This window comes from Azospira sp. (genome assembly GCF_030247495.1).
Classification (GTDB): domain Bacteria; phylum Pseudomonadota; class Gammaproteobacteria; order Burkholderiales; family Rhodocyclaceae; genus Azospira; species Azospira oryzae.
Map to the genome: position 1 here is coordinate 396,654 of NZ_JAOTRW010000002.1, position 23,039 is coordinate 419,692.

Genomic DNA, 23,039 nt, shown 5'->3' on the forward strand with positions numbered 1-23,039 from the left:
TCCATCCGGAATCCCCGCTGCACACTGACCATCCGCCGCCCCCGGCGGACGAGGAGGAGGCAAGCAATGTTCCAGATTCGCCAAGCTGCCGGCGCCGATCACGACGCCATCCATGCCCTGCTGTCCCTGGCCCACCCGGACGAACCCAGCCACTGCCGCCAGGTGGAAGACGTGGTGTACGTCGCCGACTCGGACGTGGGCCTGGTCGGCGCCGGAGGCCTCGCCCCCTGCGGCGACGTGGCCCTGCTCCATTCCCTCATCGTCCGTCCCGGCTTTCGCAAGCAGCGCATCGCCCGCCAGCTCTACCAGCACGTCCTGGACCACGCCTACGGCATGGGCATCCGGGAGCTGTACACCCTGACCGCCTCCAGCCGCACCTATTTCGAGACCCTGGGCTTCACCCCGGCCCACCGCGACACGGCCCCCGAGTCCCTGCGCCAGGCCCTGCTGCGGGACGATCCGGACCCGGACCAGACCGCCCTCATGCGCCGCTCCCTGGCCCACGCCCGCAGCGTGCCCAGCACCCCCCACAGCTACCACGGCGTGGATCCCACCAGCCAGGCCGGCGACTTCTTCGATTCGGGTTTCTACTGCGCCGAAAGCGTGCTGCTGGCCCTGGCCCGGCACATGGGCCTGGACTCCCCCCTCATTCCCGGCATTGCCACCGGCTTCTGCAGCGGCCTCTCCCGCACCTGGGGCACCTGCGGCGCCTACTCGGGCGGCGTGCTGGCCCTCAATCTGGCCCTGGGCCGCAGCGACCCGCGGGAACCGGTGACCGCCAACTACGACGCCATCCAGCGCTTCACCGACGAATTCCGCGCCACCTGCGGCGGCGGCCATTGCAGCGAACTCCTCGGCTGCGACCTGCAGACCCAGGAAGGACGCCAGGTGTACCGGGAAAACCACCTGCACGCCCAGTGCCGGGAATACGTGGTCATCGCCACCCGTCTGGCCCGGGAAATCCTGGACCAGCAGAACGGCGACGAACGCCTGCCCAATCTCTGAGACGGGGGCTTGCTCCCCGGGCCGTGCGCCCCAAGCGGCGACGCAGGAATCCCTTCAGCCGGCGCTGCGCCGGCGCAGCCAGTCGGCCACCGCCAGACCGGTGCCGTAATCCCAGGGTTTCAGCTTTTCCGGCGCGATCAGGCGGACTTCCGCCAGTTCCTCGTTGAGGCAGATTTCCCCTTGGGCCGGCACGTGGAAGGCCATGATCACCTCGTTCTTGCGGGCAAAGGGATAAGTGCCGATAAGCTGGGCACCCACCGCCACCAGCCCCAGCTCCTCCCCCACCTCCCGGCAGGCGGCCTCGGCCGGCGCCTCGTCCCGCTCCAGGAAGCCCGTCACCAGGCCGAACTGGCCTTCGGCCCAGGCCGCGTTGCGGGCCAGGATGACGCTGCCCTGCCACTCCACCAGGGCCGCCACCACCGGTACCGGATTGCCCCAGAAGACGTGGCCGCAGCTCGCGTCGTCGCAGACCTGGCGCGGCGCGCCGCCGATCTCGCGCCAGCTCAGGGTGCCGGCGCAGCAGGGACAGAAACGGTAGGGGGAAGACAGCTCCGACATCAGCGGGCCTTGGGGTTGAGGGAGCCCCGGTTGTAGTCCTTGTCGCCGGGCATCAGCATCTTGCTGCCCGGCACCCAGCCACCCTGGGCCTCAATGGGGCGAACCTGGTTTTCCGGGTACTGCTCGGCCCGCTTCCTGGCCTCGGCGGCCTTGGCCCCGTCAACGAATTCCCACTTGCCCGTGGGGTAGAGACGCACCTTGTCGCCGGCGGCGGTGGTGGCCTCCACCGGCGTGCGGTCCAGGTTGTCGGCGGCCAGGGCCGGGGCCAGGGAAGACAGGGCCAGGAGGGAAGAGAGCAGCAGGATGCGCATGATGTCGGCAAGCGGAAAAGGGAAAACCGCAGGATAGCACTGCTGGCGCCGCCGGCCCACGGCCGGGACCGGTGGCCGGCCTGCCGCAGGGGTACCCCGGAAGGCAGGAACGGTGCGCCTCTCCGGCCAGGCCGGCCCGGGAAGCTTGTGTAGCTTTTGCTACAGAGGTGCCGCCGGCAACGGCCTAAGCTCCGCCCCACTACATCCCGTAGTGACCGCCAAGGAGCCGACCATGCAAGCCCTGCGTTTTTTCATCGACACCCACGACCAGCAGCACGGCACTTTCCCCGCCGGCCTCAGCGCCGCCGACTTCGAGGGCTTCTACGCCCAGTACGAAGCCGCCTGCTACGCCGAAGGCGTCATCCCCCTGCGCACCCATCTCAGCTACGCCGACGGCCGCGCCTTCTGCCTCAACATGGCGCCCGACGCGGAAGCGGTGCGGCGGGCCCACGAACGGGTGGGCCTGCCCTTCGACAGCATCTGCGAAGTGTCCACCGCCACCCCGGCCGACACCTTCTTCCGCCGCCCCGCCCGGGCCTGACCCCAGGGCGCCCCCGGGGCCAGGGGGCGCCCGCCACCCAAGGGAGAACATCATGGACAGCGATCTGTTTGACTTACTGGCGATCGGTCTGGTCGCCGTCATCGGCCTCTTCACCCTGCTGGCCCTAATGGTGCGGCAGGACCTGGCCCCCCGCGCCGGCCTCACCCGGGAGGGGCGCTGGCTGCTTACCGGCGCCCTGGGCACCGGGCTGCTGGCCTTCAGCCTGAAAATGGCGGTGGCGGCGGTGCTGGTCCAGGCCCCCGGCGGCACGGTGGCTCCCCTCATCGCCGCCTACCGCCCGCCCCCGGCGGAAGAGGAGGCAGCCGCCCCGCCGGTCGCCCTGCCGGAGGTGCCCCAGGCGGCCCCGGCCTACGTCTGGGAAGCCCTGCCGCTGCAAGCGCCGGAGCCGGCCGACAACCCGGGCAACGCCGCCAAGATCGCCCTGGGCGAACGTCTCTTCCACGAAACCCGCCTCTCGGGCCAGGGCACCCAGTCCTGCAGTTCCTGCCACGATCTCTACGCCAAGGCCGGCGGCGACCGGCGCCCCACCGCCCTGGGGGAAGCGGGGCAGAGCGGCCCGCGCAACACGCCGACGGTATGGAACGCGGCCTTCCAGTCGCTGCTGTTCTGGGACGGCCGCGCCCCTTCCCTGGAGGAGCAGGCCAAGGGCCCCATCCTCAACCCCGTGGAAATGAACCTGGACAGCCCCGGCGAGGCGGAACGGCGCCTCGCGGCCGACCCCGGCTACCGCCGGGATTTCGCCCGGGCCTTTGGCGACGGCGAGGTCACCTTCAACCGCATCGCCCAGGCCCTGGCCGCCTTCGAGCGCACCCTGATCACCCCGGACAGCGCCTATGACCGCTTCGTCCGCGGCGACGCCACCGCCCTCAGCCAGGCCCAGCTGCGGGGCATGGCCCTGTTCGAGTCCGTCGGCTGCGTCCTCTGCCACAAGGGGCCGGCCTTCAGCGACGCCAGCCTGCTCGGCGGCCAGGCCCCGCGCCGCCATTTCCCGGCCAACCCCACGGCCTACGAGGACCAGTACCCCCTGCTGCTGGAAGACGGCCGCCGGGGCGTCTGGCGCGTGCCCTCCCTGCGCAACGTGGCCCTCACCGGCCCCTGGCTGCACAACGGCTCGGTGGACCGGCTGGAGGAAGTGGTGCGCATCATGGCCAGCGCCCAGCTGGGGCGTTCCGGCCGCCTGACAGCCTGGCGCGGCCAGGACCGGGCCCTGCACCGCATCGAGCGCTCGCCCCTGAGCCCGCGGGAGGTGGCGGACATCGTCGCCTTCCTCAACGCCCTCAGCAGCGACAGCCTGCTGGCCCGGCAGCGGGCCGCCGCCGGCAAGCATGCCGACGCCATGCCGGCGGGCTAGAATGGGCCCATGCCGCCCCCCGGGAGACCGCCCCGTGCAGGACTTCGACACCCTTCCCCTCTTTCGCCAGCTCAGCCCGGACAGCCTGCAACTGCTGCGCCAGGGCGTGGTCACCGCCGAGTGCCAGCCGGGCTCGCCGGTCCTCTACAAGGGCCAGGCCATCTCCGGCGCCTATTTCGTCCTGCGGGGGCGGCTGCGGGTCTATTCCCTGGCCCCCAACGGCAACGAGGCCACCCTCTATTGCATCGACCCGGGAGAGACCTGCGTCTTCGCCCTCAACAGCCTCTTCAACGACCTGCGCTACCCGGCCTGGGTCCAGGCCGAACAGCCCACCACCGTGGCCCTGGTGCCCGGCCCCCTGTACCGCACCCTGTTCGCCCGGGAAGACGCCATCCGGGACCTGACGGTGCACACCCTGGCCACCCTGGTGTTCCGCCTGATGCAGGAACTGGAGCAGGTGCATGCCTACAAGCTCAACCAGCGCCTGGCCAACCTCCTCTTGCTGCAGGCCTCGGCCGCCGGAGAGCTTCGCCAGACCCAGCAGCAGCTGGCCGACCACCTGGGCACCACCCGGGAGGTGGTGGCCCGCCTGCTGGGGGAACTGGCGGCCGACGGCCTGGTGGCCACCGGCCGGGGCCTGATCCGCATCCGCGACGCCCAGCGCCTGGCCGCCCTCATCGCCAGCCCCTGAGCCAAGACGGGGAACGACCATAAAAAAAAGCCCTCCCGCAGGGGAGGGCTTTTTTCCGAGGGAAAGCGGCAGCTTAGAGCTTGCCTGCCACCCAGGCAGCCACGGAATCCAGGGCTGCCGGCAGGTTTTCCGGCTGGGTGCCGCCGGCCTGGGCCATGTCGGGACGGCCGCCGCCCTTGCCGCCCACCTGCTGGGCCACCTGATTGACCAGCTCGCCGGCCTTGACCTTGGCGGTGAGGTCGGCGGTGACGCCGGCGATCAGGGTGACCTTGCCTTCGGCGGTGGAGGCCAGGACGATGGCGGCGGACTTGAGCTTGTCCTTCAGCTTGTCCATGGTCTCCCGCAGGGCGGTGACGTCGGCCCCTTCCAGGGTGGCGGCGAGGACCTTGGCGCCCTTCACTTCCACGGCCTGGTTCACCAGGTCGTCGCCCTGGCTGGAGGCCAGCTTGGACTTCAGCTTGGCCAGTTCCTTTTCCAGGGCCTTCACGGCCTCCTGGGTCTGGGCGATCTTGGCCGGCAGCTCGGCCACGGGTGCCTTGAAAGCGGCGGCGGCCTGGGCCAGCACGGCCTGCTGCTGCTGCACCAGGGCCAGGGCGTTGTCGCCGGTGACGGCTTCGACGCGGCGCACGCCGGCGGCAACGCCGGATTCGGCCACGATCTTGAAGAGGCCGATGTCGCCGGTGCGGGTGACGTGGGTGCCGCCGCACAGTTCCTTGGAGGAGCCGATGGAAAGCACCCGCACCTCGTCGCCGTACTTCTCGCCGAAGAGCATCATGGCGCCGCTCTTCTGGGCGTCGTCGATGCCCATGACCTGGGCTTCGGTGGCGGCGTTGGCCAGCACCTCCGCATTGACGATGGCTTCCACCTTGCGGATTTCCTCATCGCTCATGGGGGCGTTGTGGGCGAAGTCGAAGCGGGTCTTGTCCGGGTCCACCTGGGAGCCCTTCTGCTGCACGTGGCCGCCCAGCACTTCGCGCAGGGCCTTGTGCATCAGGTGGGTGGCGGAGTGGTTGCGCACGGTGCGGCTACGGGCCTGGATGTCCACCTTGGCGGTGACGTTGTTGCCCACCGTCAGGGTGCCGGTCTTGACCACGCCGTGGTGGCCGAAGACGGTGGCCTGGATCTTCTGGGTGTCTTCCACCGCGAAGATGCCGTGCACGCTCTGCAGCGCGCCCCGGTCGCCCACCTGGCCGCCGGATTCGGCGTAGAAGGGGGTGTTGTCTAGCACCACCACGCCCATGTCGCCTTCGTGCAGTTCATTGACCGCGACGCCGTCCTTGTACAGGGCCAGCACGTTGCCCTTGAACTCCAGGGTGTCGTAGCCGTGGAAGGTGGTGGCGGGGCCGTCGTATTCCAGGTTGGCGGCCATCTTGAACTTGCCGGCGGCGCGGGCCTGTTCCTTCTGGCGGGCCATGGCGGCGTCGAACGCCGCAGTATCGACAGTAACGCCGTGCTCGCGGCAAACATCAGCGGTCAGGTCCAGAGGGAAGCCGTAGGTGTCGTGCAGTTTGAAAGCAACATCGCCGTCAAACTTGCCAACAGAAAGCTTGGCAACATCGCCATTGCTATCTGCTGCCAAGGCTTGAATCCGGTCATGCAACGACTGGCCGTCTTCAATTTTCAGCATTTTCTTGAGTTCACCATCCAGGATGGCCATGCCGTGTTCGATGGTGGCGAAGAAGCGTTCCTCTTCCTGCTTCAGCACGTCCATGACGCGCTTTTCGCCGGAGGCCAGCTCGGGATAGGCGGCGCCCATCTCGGCCACCAGGTCCGGCACCATCTTGTGGAAGAAGGCGGCGCGGGCGCCCAGCTTGTAGCCGTGGCGGATGGCGCGGCGGATGATGCGGCGCAGGACGTAGCCCCGGCCTTCATTGCCCGGGATGACGCCGTCAGCGATGAGGAAGGAACAGGCGCGGATATGGTCGGCCAGCACCTTCAGGGAGGGGCTGTCCATGTCGGCACCGGAGGTTTCCCGGGCGGCGGCGGCGATCAGGCGCTGGAACAGGTCGATCTCGTAGTTGGCGTGCACGCCCTGCAGCACGGCGGCGATGCGCTCCAGGCCCATGCCGGTGTCCACGCTGGGCTTGGGCAGCGGGTGCATGACCCCGGCTTCGTCCCGGTTGAACTGCATGAACACGTTGTTCCAGATTTCGATGAAGCGGTCGCCGTCTTCCTCGGGGGATCCGGGAGGGCCGCCCCAGATGTGCTCGCCGTGATCGTAGAAAATCTCGGTGCAGGGGCCGCAGGGACCGGTGTCGCCCATCATCCAGAAGTTGTCGGAAGCGTAGCGGGAACCCTTGTTGTCGCCGATGCGGATGACCCGCTCCACGGGCACGCCGATTTCCTTGGTCCAGATGTCGTAGGCCTCGTCGTCCTCCGCATAGACGGTGACGGTGAGCTTGTCCTTGGGCAGCTTGAAGACGACGGTGAGCAGCTCCCAGGCGTAGGTGATGGCGTCGCGCTTGAAGTAGTCGCCGAAGCTGAAGTTGCCCAGCATCTCGAAGAAGGTGTGGTGGCGGGCGGTGTAGCCCACGTTCTCCAGGTCGTTGTGCTTGCCGCCGGCGCGCACGCACTTCTGGGAAGTGGTGGCTCGTGTGTAGGGACGCTTGTCGAAACCGAGGAAGACATCCTTGAACTGGTTCATGCCGGCGTTGGTGAACAGCAGGGTGGGGTCTTCGTGGGGCACCAGGGAGCTGGAAGAAACAATCTGGTGGCCCTTGGAGGCGAAGAAGTCGAGGAACTTCTGGCGGATTTCGGCGCTTTTCATCGTCGTTGCATCCTTGGCCCCGGCCAATGGCGGGGGCGGCTGAATTGGAAAAACGCGCATTTTATCATTGAACCGGGCCGGGACCGGCTTGCCGCAGTACCCGCGATCGGCAGGAACATGGCGGCCATGGAGAAAGCGCCAAGGCCCGCGCCAGGCGGGCCCCGGGCCGGCCAGGATGCCCGCGGGACGGGGCTCCTGGCCGGGTGGTCGCAAATGCCGGCGGCGACGGCGGGGCCGCGGCCGGCGGCGGCTTACTGACGCGCGGCGCGGCGGGCAGCCCGGCGCTCGGCCCGGTCGCTGCGGCCGTCGTGGTTGAAATCGTGCTGGCCGTCCCGCTTTTCCCGGGCGATGCGGCGACTCTGCACGTCCTGGGCGTGGTCCAGGCGGGCCCGCTCCCGGGCCGTCACCTTGCCGTCGGCCTGGGTCCGGGTCTCCACGTTTTCCACGTGGGTCTGGCCCTTTTCCAGCCGGGCCGCTTCCTTGCCGGTGAGGGTGCCGCTCTGGGCGCCCTGGTCGATGCGCTGCTCCTGGTTGGCCTGGCGCTGATCCACCTTGGGCGTGACGGTCTGGGCCAGCAGGGGGCCGGACAGGGCGAGGAAGAAGGCGGCGGCGGCAACGGGCTTGAAGGTCTTCATGGCAGGTCTCCTGATTTGAATGTCATGGGCGATTCCCATGGCCACTTTAACGTCATGGCCCGGCGGCCGACGACAAGCAGGAAGTAAGCGTGTGTAAGCGGATGTATCCGAGATGCCAGGTCAGGCCGGGCCGGCCAGGTCCAGGCGGTCGGTGAACACCCCGGCGACGCCCCACTGCAGCAGGGCGGAAATACGGGCGGCGTCATTGACCGTGTAGCAGGCCAGGGCCCCGCCCCGGGCGGCCAGCCCGGCGGCCAGTTGCCGCACCGTATACTCATCCAGCCCGGGGGCGGCGCAATGCAGGGCCACCGCCCCCAGGCGCGCCAGACGGGCTTCCCAGTCCGCCGGCACGGCCGTCACCAGGAGGGCCCTGGCCAGGCCGGGAGCCGTCTGCCGCGCGGCTGCCAGGGCCTCTTCGGCAAAGGAGGAGAGCACCAGGGCGGACGCCGGCAGGCCGGCGGCCACCGCCCGGGCCGCCACCTCGGCCACGGCGGCGCCGGTTTCAGCCTCCCGCCCGCGACTCGGCTTGATTTCCAGATTGACCCACAGGCCCAGGCTGCGGCACAGGTCCAGGGCCGCTGCCAGGGTCGGCAGGGGTTCGCCGCGGAAGGCGGGGGAATGCCAGCTGCCCGCATCCAGGCCGGCCAGGAGCGCGTCGCTGCTGGCCGCCACGGCGCCGCGACCGTTACTGGTGCGCTCCAGGGTTTCGTCGTGGATCAGGAAAGGGGTGCCGTCGGCACTGAGCATGGCGTCGAATTCCACCCCGGCGAAACCGGCACGGTGGCCGGCGCGGATGGCGGCCAGGGTGTTTTCCGGCGCGCTGCTGCCGCCGCCCCGGTGGGCGATGAGCCGGGGATAGGCGGGGGCGGATGCAAAAACGCCGGCCCCAGGGACCGGCGTTTCTTGTGGCGGCACTTGCTGGCCCACGACGCGGATCAGCGCACCTTGGAGGCCGCCGGCGCTTCGGCCAGGCGGGCGGCGGCGCCGGAGCGCAGGACCGCGTTGGCGCGGCTGACGGCGTTGTCCAGGGCCAGCTTGGCCGGCTTCTTGTTGGACCACACCTGCTCCAGCTCCTCGTCGATGATCAGGCGCACCGGGTTGATGGCGGAGACCACCGGGGTCAGGGCGGCAGCCTTGCTCACCGAGGTGCGGGGCAGCACCGGGCCGAGCTGGGCCTGGGCCACGTCGATGTTGCGCATGTCGTCCTTGAGCAGCTTGCCCTTGGCCGCGGCCTGGGCGGCGGCGGTGAGGGGCAGGTAGCCGCCGGAGCGGGCGATTTCCACCTGCATGTCGGGAGCCATGAGGAAGCCGACGAACTTGGCCACGCCCTTGTACTCGGCGGCCTTGTGGCCGGGGCCGACCCACAGGGAGGCGCCATCGGCCAGGGCCTGGCGGGGAGCGCCGTAGGCATCATCGTAATAGGGCAGGGGCGCCACGCCCACGTCCAGGTCCTTGTTCTCGCGGAAGGTGACGAAGCGGTCGGAGGCGGTGGTGATCATGCCGCACTCGCCGCTGGCGAAGTGGGCGTCAGCCTCGTTCTGTCCGCCGAAGGTATGGAAGTAGCGGGCCTTGTACCAGGAGTTGAGCAGGGCCACGTGCTTCACCTGCATCATGCCGTTGAAGGCCATCTCGCCCTTCTCGCCCACGGTTTCCACGTTGTTGCGGGCGGCCAGGTTGTCGATGTGCACCCAGGCCGGGCGGGAGGTGGTGTAGGGGCACTTGATGCCGGCGTCGAACAGCTTGCCGGCCACGGCCTGCAGTTCCCACCAGGTCTTGGGCGGGGCCTCGGGATCCAGGCCGGCGCGGCGGAAGGCGCTCTTGCTGTAGAACAGCACGGGGGTCGAGTAGGCCATGGGCAGGCCCAGCAGACGGCCCTTGCCATCGGTGACGCCGCTGCGCAGTTCGGGCGCCAGGCGGGCGGTGTCGATCTTTTCCTTGCTCTCGCTGATGACCTGGTGCAGGGCCCGGTAGGGTTCCTTGCCGCTGACGAAGTGGCTCAGCTCGTCGCGCAGGGCCAGGTTCATGTGGTAGTTGCCGGCGCCGCCCTGGCGGTGCACCAGCACCACCTTGTAGGCCTTCTGCTGGCCGTTGAAGCGGTCCACCACTTCCTGCAGGCGGGAGGTGCGGGATTCTTCCAGCTGGTGGGACAGGGTCAGTTCCACCGGTTCCTGGGGAGCGGCAGCCTTGGCCGGGGCGGCAGGGGCCTTGGCCGGCTTGGCAGCCTGGGCGGGGCCGGCCAGGGCGAAGGCGGCGGCCAGGGAAAGGGCAAGCAAAGAAGTGCGTCGGGCGGAAATGAACATCGCCAATCCTCAAGCAGTGCTAAAACGGCAATTATAGCGCCGGAAAGATGACCGCCGGAGGACAACGCCAGACCCGGCCCCGGGGGCCGCCGGCCTGCTTGTCAGCCCCCGGCCCAGCCACCATAATGACTCGTGCATGGGCATCCATGCCCGGCGCCACCGAGAGCGAGAGCCATGAACAAATATCAGAGACTGGTGTGCATCGTCGCCCTGCTGGACCTGCTGCTGATGGTGCTGTTCCCCCCCTTCAACAACATCCCCCTGGCCCGGGGCGCCCTCAATTCCTTCGACGGCTTCTACCCCCTGCTGACCCAGCTGGGGCACAAGCCCATCCACCAGGAGCTGCTGACCCTGCAGCTCATGTTCGTCGCCGCCAACGCCCTCAGCGCCTGGCTGCTGCTGCAACAGCGGGAGGCCCACGAGATTCCCCGCTTCCGCTACAGCCGGGCCATCGGCCTGTTCACCCTGGTGAACCTGGCGCTGATCTGCCTCTTCCCGCCCTTCGAGCCCTATCCCTCCCTGCTGCGCCAGGCGGCGACCTCGGGCTTCGACAGCTTCTACTTCATCCTCGGCGACCGTTCCCAGCGCCCCATCTTCACCCCCCTGCTCTATCTGGAGGTGGTGCTGGTGGTGATCAACGCCCTGGCCCTGTGGCTGCTCTTCAACGTCGTGCAGCGCAACGAGGACGCCACCCGGCGCAAGATCATCGAACTGGCCGAATCCCTGGACGACGAGGCCCTGCAGGCCCTGGGCGAGGAGATGCGGCAGAAGGTGCTGGCCCACAAGGCCCGCCCGACCCTGGGCCGGGGCGACGACCGGCGCCAGGCGGAACAGACCCACGAAGGGCCCGAACGCCGCCAGGGCGACCGGCGCCAGGAGGCCGAGTGAGCCCGGCGGCCGCCTGCGGCACCGGGGAATGCGGTTAAAATCCCCGCTCCATCAAGGAGGAATGAAGGAAGAGGAGCCCATGAGCCGCTTCAACTGGGAAGACCCCCTGCAGCTGGACGACCAGCTCAGCGCCGAAGAGCGCCAGATCCGGGACACCGCCCGCCACTACAGCCAGGACCGGCTGCTGCCCCGCATCGTCCAGGCCTTCCGCCACGAACAGACTGATCCGGCCATCTTCCGCGAACTGGGGGAACTGGGGCTGCTCGGCGCCACTCTCGACGGCTACGGCTGCGCCGGCGCCAGCTACGTTTCCTACGGCCTGCTGGCCCGGGAGATTGAGCGGGTCGATTCGGGCTACCGCTCCATGGTCTCGGTGCAGTCCTCCCTGGCCATGTACCCCATCCACGTCTTCGGCAGCGAGGCCCTCAAGGAACGTCTGCTGCCCAAAATGGCGACCGGCGAGCTGATCGGCTGCTTCGGCCTCACCGAGCCCAACCACGGCTCCGACCCCGGCTCCATGGAAAGCCGCGCCAAGGCCGTGCCCGGCGGCTGGGAGCTGACGGGGGCCAAGATGTGGATCACCAATTCCCCCATCGCCGACGTCTTCGTGGTCTGGGCCAAGGACGGCCAGGGTGAGGACGGCGGCGAAATCCGCGGCTTCGTCCTGGAGAAGGGCATGAAGGGCCTGTCCGCCCCGGTCATCCAGGGCAAGATGGGCCTGCGGGCCTCGGTCACCGGCGAGATCGTCATGGACAAGGTTTTCGTGCCCGAAGAGAACCTGCTGCCCAAGGTGAAGGGCCTCAAGGGCCCCTTCGCCTGCCTCAACCAGGCCCGCTACGGCATCGCCTGGGGTGCCCTCGGCGCCGCCGAAGCCTGCTGGCACGCGGCCCGCCAATACACCCTGGACCGGCCCCAGTTCGGCCGTCCCCTGGCCGCCAACCAGTTGATCCAGAAGAAGCTGGCGGACATGCAGACCGAGATCGCCCTGGGCCTGCAGGGCTGCCTGCGCCTGGGCCGCTTGAAGGACGAAGGCAAGGATGCACCGGAGATGACCTCCCTCTTGAAGCGCAACTCCTGCGGCAAGGCCCTGGAGATCGCCCGGACGGCCCGGGACATGCACGGCGGCAACGGTATCAGCGACGAATTCCACGTGGTGCGCCACATGTTGAACCTGGAAGTGGTGAATACCTACGAAGGCACCCACGACATCCACGCCCTCATCCTGGGCCGGGCCCAGACCGGCATCGCCGCCTTCGCCAACTGACAGAAGCGCCAGCTGAGATAGAATCCAGGGACCAAATCAAAGGCCGACCATGAAAAGAAGCGCCATCGCCATCACCATTCTCGCCGCGCCCCTGCTGCTGGGCGGCTGCGACCAGGTCCAGAGCAAGCTGGGCATCGAGGACCAGGCGGCCAAGGCCGCCAAACTGGAGGCCGAAGGCAAGGCCGTAGGCGGCGCCTGCCGCCAGTCCGGCCGCGCCATCGAGGATTGCTACAGCGTCTATTACTGGCTGCCCAAGGACGCGGTGTACGGCGGCTGGCGCGAGATGGACGTGTACATGCGGGAAAACCAGATCCAGACCATCGCCCCCACCCTGCCCCCGGCACCGCCGCCGGAAGACCCGAAAAAGAAGAAGACCAAGAAGAAGGCCGACGCCGAAGCCGCACCGGCCGAAGGTGGCGCCGAAGCGCCGAAGGAAGAGGCCAAGGAAGCCGCCAAGGAAGGCGAAGCAGCCAAGCACTGAGCCTCGCCGCCACCGCCCAGAGAAGCCCGTTCCGGCCCCGTCCGCAACGGGCTTTTTGCTGCCCGTCGGGCCGGCACCGAAGCGGAGGAGCGTGGCAGGCGCCTGGACTCGGGCCGGCGCCATCCGCTACCATGCCCCGCGCCCGATCGGCCGTCCCGGCCCGTCGCCGCTCCCCCAACCACCTGCCGGCGGCACACCATGCCCATCCAGTATTCCCGCAAGCTCACAGGCAAGAGGCGCAGTCCGGAAGCCAACCGGCAACTGGGGCTGGTGCTGGCCTTCGTCGCCGGCGCCGCCAATGCGGGGGGATTCCTGGCGGTGCACCAGTACACCTCCCACATGACCGGCATCGTCTCGGCCATGGCGGACCATCTGGCCCTGGGCGAATTCCACGCCTACCTGGCCGGCTTCGGCGCCCTGCTTTCTTTCATCGCCGGCTCGGCCTGCACCGCCATCCTGGTCAATCTGGGACGCCGCCGCCACCTGCACGGCGAATACGCCCTGCCCCTGCTGCTGGAGGCCGTGCTGCTGCTCTGCTTTGGCGCCCTGGGGGAACGCCTGTCCCATATCCACGGCCTGTTCGTGCCGCTGACGGTGATGCTGCTCAGCTTCATCATGGGCCTGCAGAATGCCCTGGTGACCAAGCTCTCCCGGGCCGAAATCCGCACCACCCACATCACCGGCCTGGTGACCGACCTGGGCATCGAACTGGGCAAGGCGGTGTACTGGAATTCCTCGCGCCGACCGGAAGAGCCCGCGGTGCGGGTCAATCGCCCCCGAGTCGCCATCCTGCTGGGCCTGGCCGTGTGCTTCTTCGTCGGCGGCGTCGCCGGCGCCCTCGGCTTCAAGCACATCGGCTACGCCACCACCATTCCCCTGGCCCTGCTGCTGGTGATCCTGGCCAGCGTCCCCACCATCGACGACCTCAGCCACTTTTTCTCCGGCCGCAGCCGCTAGACGCCGGCAGCCGGCTCCAGGGGCAGAAACGACAAAGGCGCCCCTGGGCGCCTTTGTTTTTTTCCCGCAGGTGGCAAGCCGCCTCCAGCCTACAGGGCCGGATTGGGATAGCGCTGGTGCACGGCGTCGATGTCGGCCTGGATGGCGCGCCACTGCTCGGCCCCGGGCCGCCGTTCCCAGGCTTCCAGGTTTTCCTCCAGCTGGGCCAGGGAGGTGGCGCCGATGATGGTGCTGGTGACGCCGGGCCGGTTGTAGCAGAAGGCCAGGGCCAGCCCGGTCATGGAAAGGCCGTGGCGGGCGGCCAGCTCCCGGTAGGCGGCCAGGGCCGGCGGCACATTGACCTTCTCGTAACGCTGGCCGAAACCGGGGAAGGCGGTGATGCGCCCGGCCGCCTTGGCATCGGCCAGGTACTTGCCGGAGAGATGGCCGAAGGCCAGGGGCGAATAGGCCAGCAGGGAAACCCGCTCCCGGAAGCAGACTTCGGACAGGCCGCCGGTGTCGTAGAGGCGGTTGATCAGGTTGTAGGCGTTCTGGGTGGAGGCGATGGCCGGCAGGCCGTGCTCCCGGGCCAGGCGCAGGAATTCCATGATGCCCCAGGGATGCTCGTTGGAGACGCCCACCTGGCGGATCTTGCCCTCCTGCACCAGCACCGCCAGGGCCTCCAGGGTTTCCCGCAGGGGCGTGGACTCCCGCTCCTGTTCCGGCTCGAACTGCCACTGGCCGAACATGGGCTGGTTGCGGGCCGGCCAGTGCAGTTGGTAGAGGTCCACGTAGTCGGTCTGCAGGCGCTGGAGGGAATCCTCCAGGGCGCGGCGCAGATTGGCCAGATCGAAAGCCAGGGGGCCGCCGCGGATCCACTCCATCTTGCGGGCGGGGCCGGCGGCCTTGGTGGCAATCACCACCTGGTCCCGGGCCTGGCCCTTGAGCCAGGAGCCGACGATGCGCTCCGTGGCGCCGTAGGTCTCGGCCCGGGCGGGCACCGGATACATCTCGGCGGTGTCGATGAAATTGATGCCGGCGGCGACGGCCCGGTCCAGCTGGGCGTGGCCTTCGGCCTCGCTGTTCTGCTGGCCGAAGGTCATGGTGCCGAGGCAGACGGCGGAAACCTTGAGCTCGCTGCGGCCCAATGCGCGATATTCCATGCTGTGCTCCGTAGAGGGGGTACGCCATTCTAGCGGCTCGCCCCCACTATTCAGAGCGGGTCGGGTTTCCTATACTCGGCGCATATCCAGGCACGGCCCAGCCAACGAAGGGCCGGCGCTGCCTTCCCGCCCACCGACCGAGGACCGCCATTCCATGACCACTCCCCAGAACACCCACCGCTGGCGCTTTTTCCGCGCCGGGGGCTTCGACCAGGTGCGCCTGGACCGGGCCGAGGACCTGCTGCACCTGGACCAGCTGGACCAGAAACTGTGGGTCGCCCTCTCCTGCCCCATCCAGGGCCTGGAATTCGACCGCCGCACCCTGGAGCTGATCGACACCGACCAGGACGGCCACATCCGCGCCCCGGAACTGATCGCCGCCCTGCACTGGACCGGCGCCCTGCTCAAGGACAAGGCCCTGCTCGGCGCCGGCGCCGCCACCCTGCCCCTGGACGCCATCGACGACAGCAGCGAGGAAGGCCGCCAGGTGCTGGCCGCCGCCCGGCGCATCCTGCAGAGCCTGGGCAAGGGCGAAGCCGCCAGCATCACCCCGGCCGACACCTCCGACATCGCCGCCATCTTCGCCGCCGCCCGCTTCAACGGCGATGGCATCGTCACCCCGGCCAACTGCCAGGACGAGGCCCTGGCCGCCCTGGTGCAGGACATCATGGAGCGCATCGGCAGCGACACCGACCGCAGCGGCGAGCCCGGCGTATCCCAGGCCCAGGCCGAGCGCTTCCTGGCCGAGGCCAAGGCCTGGTGCGAATGGCAGGCCGCCGCACGGCAGGATGGCGCCGTGCTGCCCCTGGGCGAGGCCACCGCCGCCGCCCGGGACGCCGTGGCCGCGGTGCGGGCCAAGGTGGAAGACTATTTCACCCGCTGCCGCCTGGCCGCCTTCGACCCCCGGGCCGGCGGCCTCATGAACGGCGCCGAGGACGACCTCAAGGCCCTGGCGACGCGCAACCTGGAAGCGGGGGATGCGGCCATCGCCGCCCTGCCCCTGGCCCGCATCGAAGCCGGCCGCCCCCTGCCCCTGGAAGGCGGCCTCAACCCGGCCTGGAGCGCCGCCGTGGCCACCCTGGCCAGCGCCGCCGTGACGCCCCTGCTGGGCCAGCGGCAAGCACTGACGGAGGCCGACTGGCAGGCCCTGCTGGCCAGGCTGCAGGCCCATGAGGACTGGCTCGCCGCCCGGGTCGAAACCCCGGTGGCCGAGCTGGGCCTGGAGCGGCTGCAGGCCATCCTCGCCGGCCACCTGCCGGCGCGCCTGCTCGCCCTCATCGCCGAGGACGCCGCCGTGGCGCCCGAATTCGAGGCCATCAGCAGCGCCGACCGGCTGGTGCATTACGTGCGCGACCTGGCCCTGCTGGCCAACAACTTCGTCTCCTTCCGCGATTTCTACACCCGCCGCGGCAAGGCCATGTTCCAGGCCGGCACCCTGTACCTGGACGGCCGCAGCTGCGAACTGGTAATCCCGGTGAACGACGCTGCCAAGCACGCCGCCCTGGCCGGCCTTTCCCGCATCTGCCTGGTCTATTGCGACTGCCAGCGCGGCGGCGAAAAGCTATCCATCGCCGCCGCCTTCACCGCCGGCGATTCGGACCAGCTGCTGGTGGGCCGCAACGGCGTCTTCTACGACCGCCAGGGCCGGGACTGGAACGCCACCATCAGCAAGATCGTGGACCACCCCATCAGCATCCGCCAGGCCTTCTGGTCGCCCTACCGCAAGGTGGCGCGCATGATCGGCGAGCAGTTCCAGAAATTCGCCGCCGCCAAGGCCGCCGCCGTGGAGCAGCAGTCCGCCTCCCTGGTGGCCGACGGCGCCAAGAAGGTGGAAAGCGCCCCCGCCGCCCCGGCTGCGGCCAAGCCGGCGCCGACGCCCTTCGACGTGGGCAAGTTCGCCGGCATCTTCGCCGCCCTGGGCCTGGCCGTGGGCGCCATCGGCACCGCCATCGCCTCGGTGGTCACCGGCTTCCTCGGCCTCTCCTGGTGGCAGATGCCCATCGCCGTGGCCGGCCTCATGCTCATGGTTTCCGGCCCTTCCATGCTGCTGGCCTGGTTCAAGCTCAGGAGCCGCACCCTGGGTCCCCTGCTGGACGCCAACGGCTGGGCGGTGAATGCCCGGGCCCGCATCAACATTCCCTTCGGCACCGCCCTGACCCAGCTGGCCAAGCTGCCGGATGGTGCCGAGCGGGCCCTCACCGACCCCTACGCCGACAAGCGCCGGGTGTGGCCCTGGGCCCTGACCTTCCTGGTGCTGCTGGCCGTCTTCGCCTGGGTGGTGCTGCGGGGCCACGTCTGATGGGCGCAGGCCGCCCGTGACGGCGGGTACATCCCTCCTCGGCCTGCTGACCGCCCTGCTGGGCGGCATCGGCCTCTTCCTGCTGGGCATGACCATGCTCACCGACGGCCTCAAGCTGGCCGCCGGGCGGGCCCTGGAGCGCATCCTGGCGGCGTGGACGCGGACCCGCCTGCACGGCCTCATCACCGGCATCTGCGTCACCGCCCTGGTGCAGTCCTCCACCGCCATGACCGTGGCCGCCATCGGCTTCGTCAATGCGGGCCTGCTCAGCTTCGCCGCCGCCCTGTGGGTGGTCTTCGGCTCCAACCTGGGCTCCTCGGTGACCGGCTGGCTGGTGGCCTGGATCGGCTTCAAGATCTCCATCGACGCCTTCGCCCTGCCCTTCATCGGCATCGGCATGGCCCTCAAGCTCACCGGCGAAGGCACCCGGCGCAGCGGCCTGGGCATGAGCCTGGCCGGCTTCGGCCTGCTCTTCCTCGGCATCGAGCTGCTCAAGGACGGCTTCGCCGGCCTGGGGCCGGACGCCCTGCCGCGCCTGGGCAGCGACCCGGGCGCCCTGGCCCTGGCCATCCTCATCGGCATCGCCCTCACCGTCATCCTGCAGGCCTCCGCCGCCACCCTGACCCTGGCCCTGACAGCGGTGGCCGGCGGCATGCTGCCCCTCACTGCCGCCGCGGCCCTGGTCATCGGCGCCAACGTGGGCACCACCCTCACCGGCATCGTCGCCGCCATCGGCGCCACCGCCAACGCCAAGCGTCTGGCCGCCGCCCACGTCTTCTTCAACGTCGCCACCGCGGTGGTGGCCGCCGCCCTGCTGGTGCCCCTGCTGTGGCTGTCAAAGGCCATCGACCTGGGGCTGGGCGACGGCGACGACCCGGTGACCCAGCTGGTGATTTTCCACACCCTCTTCAACGCCCTCGGCGTGGTGCTGATGGGCCTGCTCTCCCGCTGGCTGGTGCCCTTCCTGCTGTCCCGCTTCGCCTCCACTGAAGACAACGCCGCCCATCCCCGCTACCTGGACCGCAACGTCGCCACCGTGCCCCAGCTGGCGCTGCAGGCCCTGCGCCGGGAACTGGCCCGGGTCGCCCACCTGGCCCTGGAACTGGGGAACCTGGCCTGCCGCCACCTGCAACAGCAGGCGCCGGCCGACGCGGTGCAATTCACCCGCCGCCTGGAAGTGATCGAAAAGCTCCAGGCCGAGATCGGCCGCTTCGTCGGCGAAGTCAGCCGCCGCCAGGTGCACCGGGACCAGGCCGAACAACTGCCCGAGCTGCTGCGCATCGCCAACTACTACGACACCCTGGCCCGGGTCATGTACCACGTGGCCCTCAGCGGCCAGGCCGGCCCCCGGGTCCTCAGCAGCCCCCACCGGGACGAACAGGCCGACCTGCTGGCCGCCGTCGCCCCCGTGCTGGTCTCGGCCCAGGCCTTCTTCGGCGCCGCCGACCCGGACTGCGGCGAAGCCCCGGAGAACATCGCCCTGCGCGCCGAAGAGGCCCGCAACAGCTTCGAAGACACCTACCAGCGCAGCAAGGCCGCCCTGCTCCAGGCCGGGGCCGGCGGCACCGACGTCAATGCCATGTACGACTGGCTGGCCTGCCTCAGCGACCTGCGCCGCGCCGTGGCCCAGGGCTTCAAGGCCAGCCAGCGCTTCGCCTCCCTGCCCGAGCTGAAGGAACCGGCCCTGGGCAGCGAGTCGGAAGACTGAACAATCCAAGGAGAAACCCCATGCTGTTCCACGACCTGTTCCGCCACGAACCCAACCAGCGCCGCATCGCCGCCGGCGATTTCCTCTTCCGCGCCGGCGACCCGGGCGACGCCCTCTACGTCCTCCTCGAAGGCCACGCCCGGGTGCTGGTGGGCGAGCGGGCGGTGGACGAGGTGGAAGCCGGCGCCATCCTCGGCGAAATGTCCCTGGTGGAACGGCTGCCCCACTCCGCCAGCGTCCTCGCCGTGAGCGACTGCACCTTCGCCGCCATCGACGAAAAGCGCTTCCACATCCTCATCGCCCAGACCCCCCACTTCGCCACCGAAGTCATGCGCATCATGGCCCACCGGCTGCGGGCGACCAATCAGTTGCTGCAGCAGGAATAGAAGTAGGGACAGGCCGCCTCAGTCGTCGCCCAAGGTCTTGCCCAGCCACACGCCCAGCAGCAGGGGCAGCAGCCAGCCGCGCCGCGGCGGTGGCGCCGGGACGACCCGCCGGCGGGCCGGGCGCTTCAGGGCCGGGGCGGGCCGGCTGGAGGCCGGAGCCGCCACAGCAGCAAGGGAAGGATCGGGCGCCTCGCTGGCCCGGGCCCATTCGGCAAAGCTCTTTTTGCCCACCACCATGATGCCGCCCTCCCGCTCACAAGGCGCCGCCGATTGGGGCGGCGGCCACAGTCTTATGCCGCAGCCGCGGCCCGCTCCAGATTGAGGGCCAGCAGGCGGCGCAGGATTTCCTCTTCCGCCATTTCCGGCGTGTAGTCGGTCCAGCCGTAGGCCGCGGCCACGGCCGCGTCCAGCTCCCGGTGGGCCAGGTCCAGCCAGGCCGGGCGGGCGTTGTAGAGATTGGTCAGGGTGCGCTTCTTGAGGTCCGCCTCATGGCCCGGCTTGGCCACCGGCCGCTTGGGAAAGCCGGCCTTTTCTTCCTCCGGCGTGATGACCCAATCCACCCACTCCGGCGGATTGAGCCAGGCCTCCCGCCGCTCGTTGAGGCGCCGGGCGGCGGCGGCAATACGCTCCGCCGCCACCTCCCCCGCCAGACAGGGCGGTGAGCCCTGCCCCGCCTGGGGCGCCGTGTCCCGGGGCGTCATGCCGGCCGGGAAGGGGAAGGTCTCGAAGGTGGTGGTGGGGGTGTAGCGGGGGCGGTCTTCCAAGGAAGTGCCCAGGCGCAGGGACCACAGTTCGTGGAAACGGGAATGGAGAATGCCGAAGGTGAGGTCGTCGGCGCGGGCTATTACTACAAGGGCATGATCTGGACAGCAAGTCACTTGTCGCCAGACAAATAACCTGTGCTTTGCATGAGCAACGGTAACTAAGAAACGAGGCAAACCAATCAAATTTCGCCTCAATCCTGGACGAACCTCACCAAAATGCCACCAGTACTTGCGTTGAACATCTCGCTTAGCGCCCTCTCGGAATGGCTTTACGTACTCTGAGAGATGTTGGAAAGGTGCTTCGTATAGACAGGCATCCCCTTCTTCAATACGGACACCAAAGTCAATAATCCACATATCGGTTGGGCGCCGAGCTATTTCAATTCCGTTTGCCCAAGGCTTCACCACATCACTGTTTAGCCTTCCATTCGGATTGGAGGGCAATTTCAACCATTGACGAGCTAAATCGCCATCCACCTCAAACTTCCCCGTCTTCTGAATCCCAATAAAGGCGGTTTCAGCGTTCTCCGACAGAGATACTGCTTTGGTTAAGTCACTACCGATCGCTGCTGTTAAGTCTGAATGGATAACTCCCACACTTTCCCCGTCTAGACTTATCTCCGGATCAAAAGGATGTATCTGACCAAACCCAACCAGAGACACCCGTACTGCCGCCCCCTCATTCACCCATTCTTCATCGCTCCAGGCTTCAAAAATCCGGGTGGTTTCACAGATGCGGTCCAGCACCTTGCGATTGGCGCCGCCGCGGATGGAATTGGTGGCCACCAGACCCGCCGCCTTCAACTTGCCCGCTTCGATCTGGGCCCGGGCCTTCTCGAACCAGTAGGTGACCAGATCGGCCCCGCCGGGCACCCGCCCGGCGTAGCAGCCTCGCAGCACCTCCACATAGGCGTCGCCAAGCTCGGCCCGCATCACCTTGTCGCCGAGAAAGGGCGGGTTGCCCACCACCACGTCCGCCGCCGGCCATTCCCGCTCCACACCGATGCCCATGGGGCCGTGGATGTGGTTGCCTTCGGCATCGACGCTGTTCCAGTCGGTGGTGGGGGTGAAGTCGATCAGGGCATCCTGGTGCACGATGCCGTCCAGGGGCTTGAGGATGGGGTTGGTGGCGTGGGCGTAGCCGTTGCGGCGGCACCACTGGATGTCGCCGATCCACACCGTGACCCGGGCCAGTTCGGCGGCGAATTCGTTGATCTCCAGCCCCAGGATGTTGTGGGGGCCGGTCTGCATGGAGAGTTCGGCGGGCAGGCCCAGTTCCTGGGCTTCCACATGGGCGCGCTTTTCCACGTCGCGCAGGGCTTTTAAGGCCAGGTAGAGGAAGTTGCCGGAGCCGCAGGCCGGGTCCAGCACGCGGAAGTGGTTGAGGCGCAGGAGAAAGGTCTGGTAGGCGGCCTTGGCCTTCTTTGGCTTGGCGGCAATCTCGGCTTTGACCGCGGCCCATTCGGCCAGCAGGGGCTCGCTGATGAGGGGGCGGATGAGTTTTTCGATGGTGCCGGTGTCGGTGTAGTGGGCGCCCAGGGGAGCCCGGGCGGCCGGGTCCAGGCCCCGCTCGAAGAGAGTGCCGAAAATGGTGGGGTCGATGGCGCGCCAGTCCATGTCGGCGGCGGCGGCGTGGAGCCCGGCCAGATCGGACGGCTCCAGGGGCGGGATGTCGATGCTCTTGAAGAGGCCGCCGTTGAACCAGGGAATGTCGGCGTCGCCGTATTCGCCGTTTTTCTGCTGCATGGCCTGGAACAGTTTGGCAATGCGGCGGCGGGCCTTTTCTGCATCCTGGCCGGCGTTTTTCAGCAGGTCGGTGAAGATGCCGGCGGGCAGCAGGCTTTCGTCTTCGGCAAACATGCAGAACAGGCACTGCACCAGGAAATGGGCCACCCGCTGGCCGTCTTCGCCCCGCTGGCGCATGGCCTTGGCCAGGCCGGCGAACTGGCCGGCGGCGGCGGCGGTGATGGCGGCAGTGGATTTTTCGGGGCGCAGCTTTTCCGGCTCGGTGAACACCCAGCGCAGCAGTTGCCGGGCTTCGGGCGTGGCCAGCTGCTCGATGCGGATTTCCCTGGGTTCGTCCGGGTAGCCGGTGAAGGCGGTGTGGATGACGATGCGCTCCCGGTCGCAGACCACCAGCAGGGGCGGGTTCTCCAGTTGGAGGGCGTAGTCGGTGAGCTGCTTGAGGGCCTTCTCCAGGTCCCGCCCGGGCTTCTTGTTTTCCCAGCCGAAGTGCCCCCGTTTCCATACGTCGGCCCAGCCGTCGCCGCCGCCGGCCTTTTTGGCGCCGCGCTCGAAGCAGTAGTTGTCCGGGTCCCGGGGCTTGTCCACCTCCAGCAGTTCGCACAGGTCGTCGAAATGGGCCTGGGCGCCGGCCCGCTCCGAGAGTTTGTTATCTTTCCAGCGGGCGATGAACTGTTCGGGCGTCATGGGGGCGGGGGAAGGTCGGTGGTAAAGATGCCATTGTGGCATCGGCACGATGCGATTGGAATCAAGCCGGCGCGCCGAACTCGATTACCGCTGCCCCAAAGCACAAGGCGCAGCCTTGGCTGCGCCTTGTCGATGCCGTGAAAGCCAGTATCCACGACATTCTCCAGGCACGCCACCCGAAGAATGGCGTCCCGCCTGGCTCCCTGGCTAGGTAGATTACGGAATCACTTGCCGGCGTCTTCCGTCTTGCCGGCAGCCCGCTTCCACGCGGCTTCTTCGGCCAGTTCCCTGGCCCGCAGTTCCTGCCATTGGGCTTCGCTCAGCCCGTGGCTGCCGTCGCAGTATTCGCGGCGGCCGCAGCCGCAGCGGCCGATGTCGGCCGGATTTTCCTGTACCCGCATGGGGATGCTCCTGATGTTGCGGTTGATCGAAACGCCGGCTGTGGCGCCGGCCCGCTGCAAAGACCGCCGGGGCGGCGGAAAATTCCCCGGCCATGAAAAAAGCGCGGCGGTTGCCGCGCTTTTTCTTTGGGGCCGGGAG

General features: G+C 68.6%; 20 protein-coding genes and 1 pseudogene. 11 read left to right on the forward strand and 10 right to left on the reverse strand.

The features are described 5' to 3' along the window. Positions 1 to 66: 66 nt before the first annotated feature. On the forward strand, positions 67 to 1,005 hold the full coding sequence (locus OEL49_RS01845; RefSeq protein WP_014238357.1) for a C-GCAxxG-C-C family (seleno)protein: 939 nt from the start codon (positions 67 to 69) through the stop codon (positions 1,003 to 1,005). A gap of 54 nt (positions 1,006 to 1,059) precedes the next feature. Here the strand turns inward: OEL49_RS01845 and OEL49_RS01850 are convergent, their stop codons facing one another. Then, on the reverse strand, positions 1,060 to 1,563 hold the full coding sequence (locus OEL49_RS01850; RefSeq protein WP_130458947.1) for an NUDIX domain-containing protein: 504 nt from the start codon (positions 1,561 to 1,563) through the stop codon (positions 1,060 to 1,062). Continuing rightward, positions 1,563 to 1,874: a hypothetical protein gene (locus OEL49_RS01855; protein WP_014238359.1), complete on the reverse strand. Its 312-nt coding sequence runs from the start codon at positions 1,872 to 1,874 to the stop codon at positions 1,563 to 1,565. The genes OEL49_RS01850 and OEL49_RS01855 overlap by 1 nt, the downstream gene beginning before the upstream one ends. A 232-nt stretch (positions 1,875 to 2,106) precedes the next feature. Here OEL49_RS01855 and OEL49_RS01860 point away from each other — a divergent pair, with 232 nt between their 5' ends. Genes OEL49_RS01860 through OEL49_RS01870 form a run of 3 tightly spaced genes read left to right on the forward strand, consistent with a single transcriptional unit; the run spans position 2,107 to position 4,478 of the window. Continuing rightward, positions 2,107 to 2,415, forward strand: coding sequence for a DUF4242 domain-containing protein (locus OEL49_RS01860; protein ID WP_014238360.1), 309 nt, complete (start codon positions 2,107 to 2,109; stop codon positions 2,413 to 2,415). 52 nt (positions 2,416 to 2,467) lie between these two features. Then, entirely contained in the window at positions 2,468 to 3,787 is a 1,320-nt protein-coding gene (locus tag OEL49_RS01865; protein ID WP_287873836.1) for a cytochrome-c peroxidase, read from the forward strand. 34 nt (positions 3,788 to 3,821) lie between these two features. Then, entirely contained in the window at positions 3,822 to 4,478 is a 657-nt protein-coding gene (locus OEL49_RS01870) for a Crp/Fnr family transcriptional regulator (RefSeq protein ID WP_014238362.1), read from the forward strand. Positions 4,479 to 4,551: 73 nt separating this feature from the next. On the opposite strand, the gene alaS is transcribed toward OEL49_RS01870, so the two are convergent. The 4 genes from alaS to OEL49_RS01890 form a co-directional block, all read right to left on the reverse strand. Then, positions 4,552 to 7,245 carry an alanine--tRNA ligase gene (gene alaS / locus OEL49_RS01875; RefSeq protein ID WP_014238374.1) on the reverse strand — a complete coding sequence of 898 codons (2,694 nt, stop codon included), beginning with the start codon at positions 7,243 to 7,245 and terminating at the stop codon, positions 4,552 to 4,554. A gap of 251 nt (positions 7,246 to 7,496) precedes the next feature. After that, the gene (locus tag OEL49_RS01880) at positions 7,497 to 7,880 is read right to left on the reverse strand and encodes a hypothetical protein (RefSeq protein WP_014238375.1); all 384 of its coding nucleotides are present in this window, start codon (positions 7,878 to 7,880) and stop codon (positions 7,497 to 7,499) included. A 120-nt stretch (positions 7,881 to 8,000) separates the two neighbouring features. Then, positions 8,001 to 8,795 (reverse strand): glycerophosphodiester phosphodiesterase, encoded by a 795-nt coding sequence (gene ugpQ / locus OEL49_RS01885; RefSeq protein ID WP_287873837.1) that lies wholly within the window; start codon positions 8,793 to 8,795, stop codon positions 8,001 to 8,003. 20 nt (positions 8,796 to 8,815) lie between these two features. Continuing rightward, a complete protein-coding gene (locus OEL49_RS01890) occupies positions 8,816 to 10,180 on the reverse strand; it encodes an extracellular solute-binding protein (protein ID WP_287873839.1) in 1,365 nt (454 codons plus the stop codon). Positions 10,181 to 10,354: 174 nt separating this feature from the next. On the opposite strand from OEL49_RS01890, the gene OEL49_RS01895 reads away from it, so the two are divergent. From OEL49_RS01895 to OEL49_RS01910, 4 genes and pseudogenes are all read left to right on the forward strand, one after another. Further along, on the forward strand, positions 10,355 to 11,068 hold the full coding sequence (locus OEL49_RS01895; RefSeq protein WP_287873840.1) for a hypothetical protein: 714 nt from the start codon (positions 10,355 to 10,357) through the stop codon (positions 11,066 to 11,068). Between the two features lie 79 nt (positions 11,069 to 11,147). Beyond that, entirely contained in the window at positions 11,148 to 12,332 is a 1,185-nt protein-coding gene (locus tag OEL49_RS01900; protein ID WP_287873841.1) for an acyl-CoA dehydrogenase, read from the forward strand. A gap of 49 nt (positions 12,333 to 12,381) precedes the next feature. Further along, positions 12,382 to 12,813: a hypothetical protein gene (locus OEL49_RS01905; RefSeq protein WP_287873842.1), complete on the forward strand. Its 432-nt coding sequence runs from the start codon at positions 12,382 to 12,384 to the stop codon at positions 12,811 to 12,813. Between the two features lie 198 nt (positions 12,814 to 13,011). Beyond that, positions 13,012 to 13,740 (forward strand): annotated as a pseudogene (locus tag OEL49_RS01910) (YoaK family protein); the annotation flags it as partial. Between the two features lie 119 nt (positions 13,741 to 13,859). Here the strand turns inward: OEL49_RS01910 and OEL49_RS01915 are convergent. Continuing rightward, positions 13,860 to 14,912 (reverse strand): aldo/keto reductase, encoded by a 1,053-nt coding sequence (locus tag OEL49_RS01915; RefSeq protein WP_287873843.1) that lies wholly within the window; start codon positions 14,910 to 14,912, stop codon positions 13,860 to 13,862. Positions 14,913 to 15,066: 154 nt separating this feature from the next. Between OEL49_RS01915 and OEL49_RS01920 the strand changes: the two genes are divergently transcribed. The 3 genes from OEL49_RS01920 to OEL49_RS01930 are packed head-to-tail and all read left to right on the forward strand — an operon-like array spanning position 15,067 to position 19,305. Continuing rightward, on the forward strand, positions 15,067 to 17,211 hold the full coding sequence (locus OEL49_RS01920; protein WP_287873844.1) for a hypothetical protein: 2,145 nt from the start codon (positions 15,067 to 15,069) through the stop codon (positions 17,209 to 17,211). A gap of 16 nt (positions 17,212 to 17,227) precedes the next feature. After that, complete coding sequence (locus OEL49_RS01925; protein ID WP_287873845.1) at positions 17,228 to 18,919, forward strand: Na/Pi cotransporter family protein; 1,692 nt, start codon at positions 17,228 to 17,230, stop codon at positions 18,917 to 18,919. 20 nt (positions 18,920 to 18,939) lie between these two features. Next, positions 18,940 to 19,305, forward strand: coding sequence for a Crp/Fnr family transcriptional regulator (locus OEL49_RS01930; RefSeq protein ID WP_130458960.1), 366 nt, complete (start codon positions 18,940 to 18,942; stop codon positions 19,303 to 19,305). Positions 19,306 to 19,323: 18 nt separating this feature from the next. Here the strand turns inward: OEL49_RS01930 and OEL49_RS01935 are convergent, their stop codons facing one another. The 3 genes from OEL49_RS01935 to OEL49_RS01945 all read right to left on the reverse strand — a co-directional run bounded on the left by OEL49_RS01935 (position 19,324) and on the right by OEL49_RS01945 (position 22,900). Then, entirely contained in the window at positions 19,324 to 19,542 is a 219-nt protein-coding gene (locus OEL49_RS01935) for a hypothetical protein (RefSeq protein ID WP_287873846.1), read from the reverse strand. Between the two features lie 53 nt (positions 19,543 to 19,595). Then, the gene (locus OEL49_RS01940) at positions 19,596 to 22,499 is read right to left on the reverse strand and encodes a class I SAM-dependent DNA methyltransferase (RefSeq protein WP_287873847.1); all 2,904 of its coding nucleotides are present in this window, start codon (positions 22,497 to 22,499) and stop codon (positions 19,596 to 19,598) included. A gap of 224 nt (positions 22,500 to 22,723) precedes the next feature. Continuing rightward, positions 22,724 to 22,900, reverse strand: a complete 177-nt coding sequence (locus OEL49_RS01945; RefSeq protein WP_287873848.1) for a hypothetical protein — start codon at positions 22,898 to 22,900, stop codon at positions 22,724 to 22,726. Positions 22,901 to 23,039: the final 139 nt, after the last annotated feature.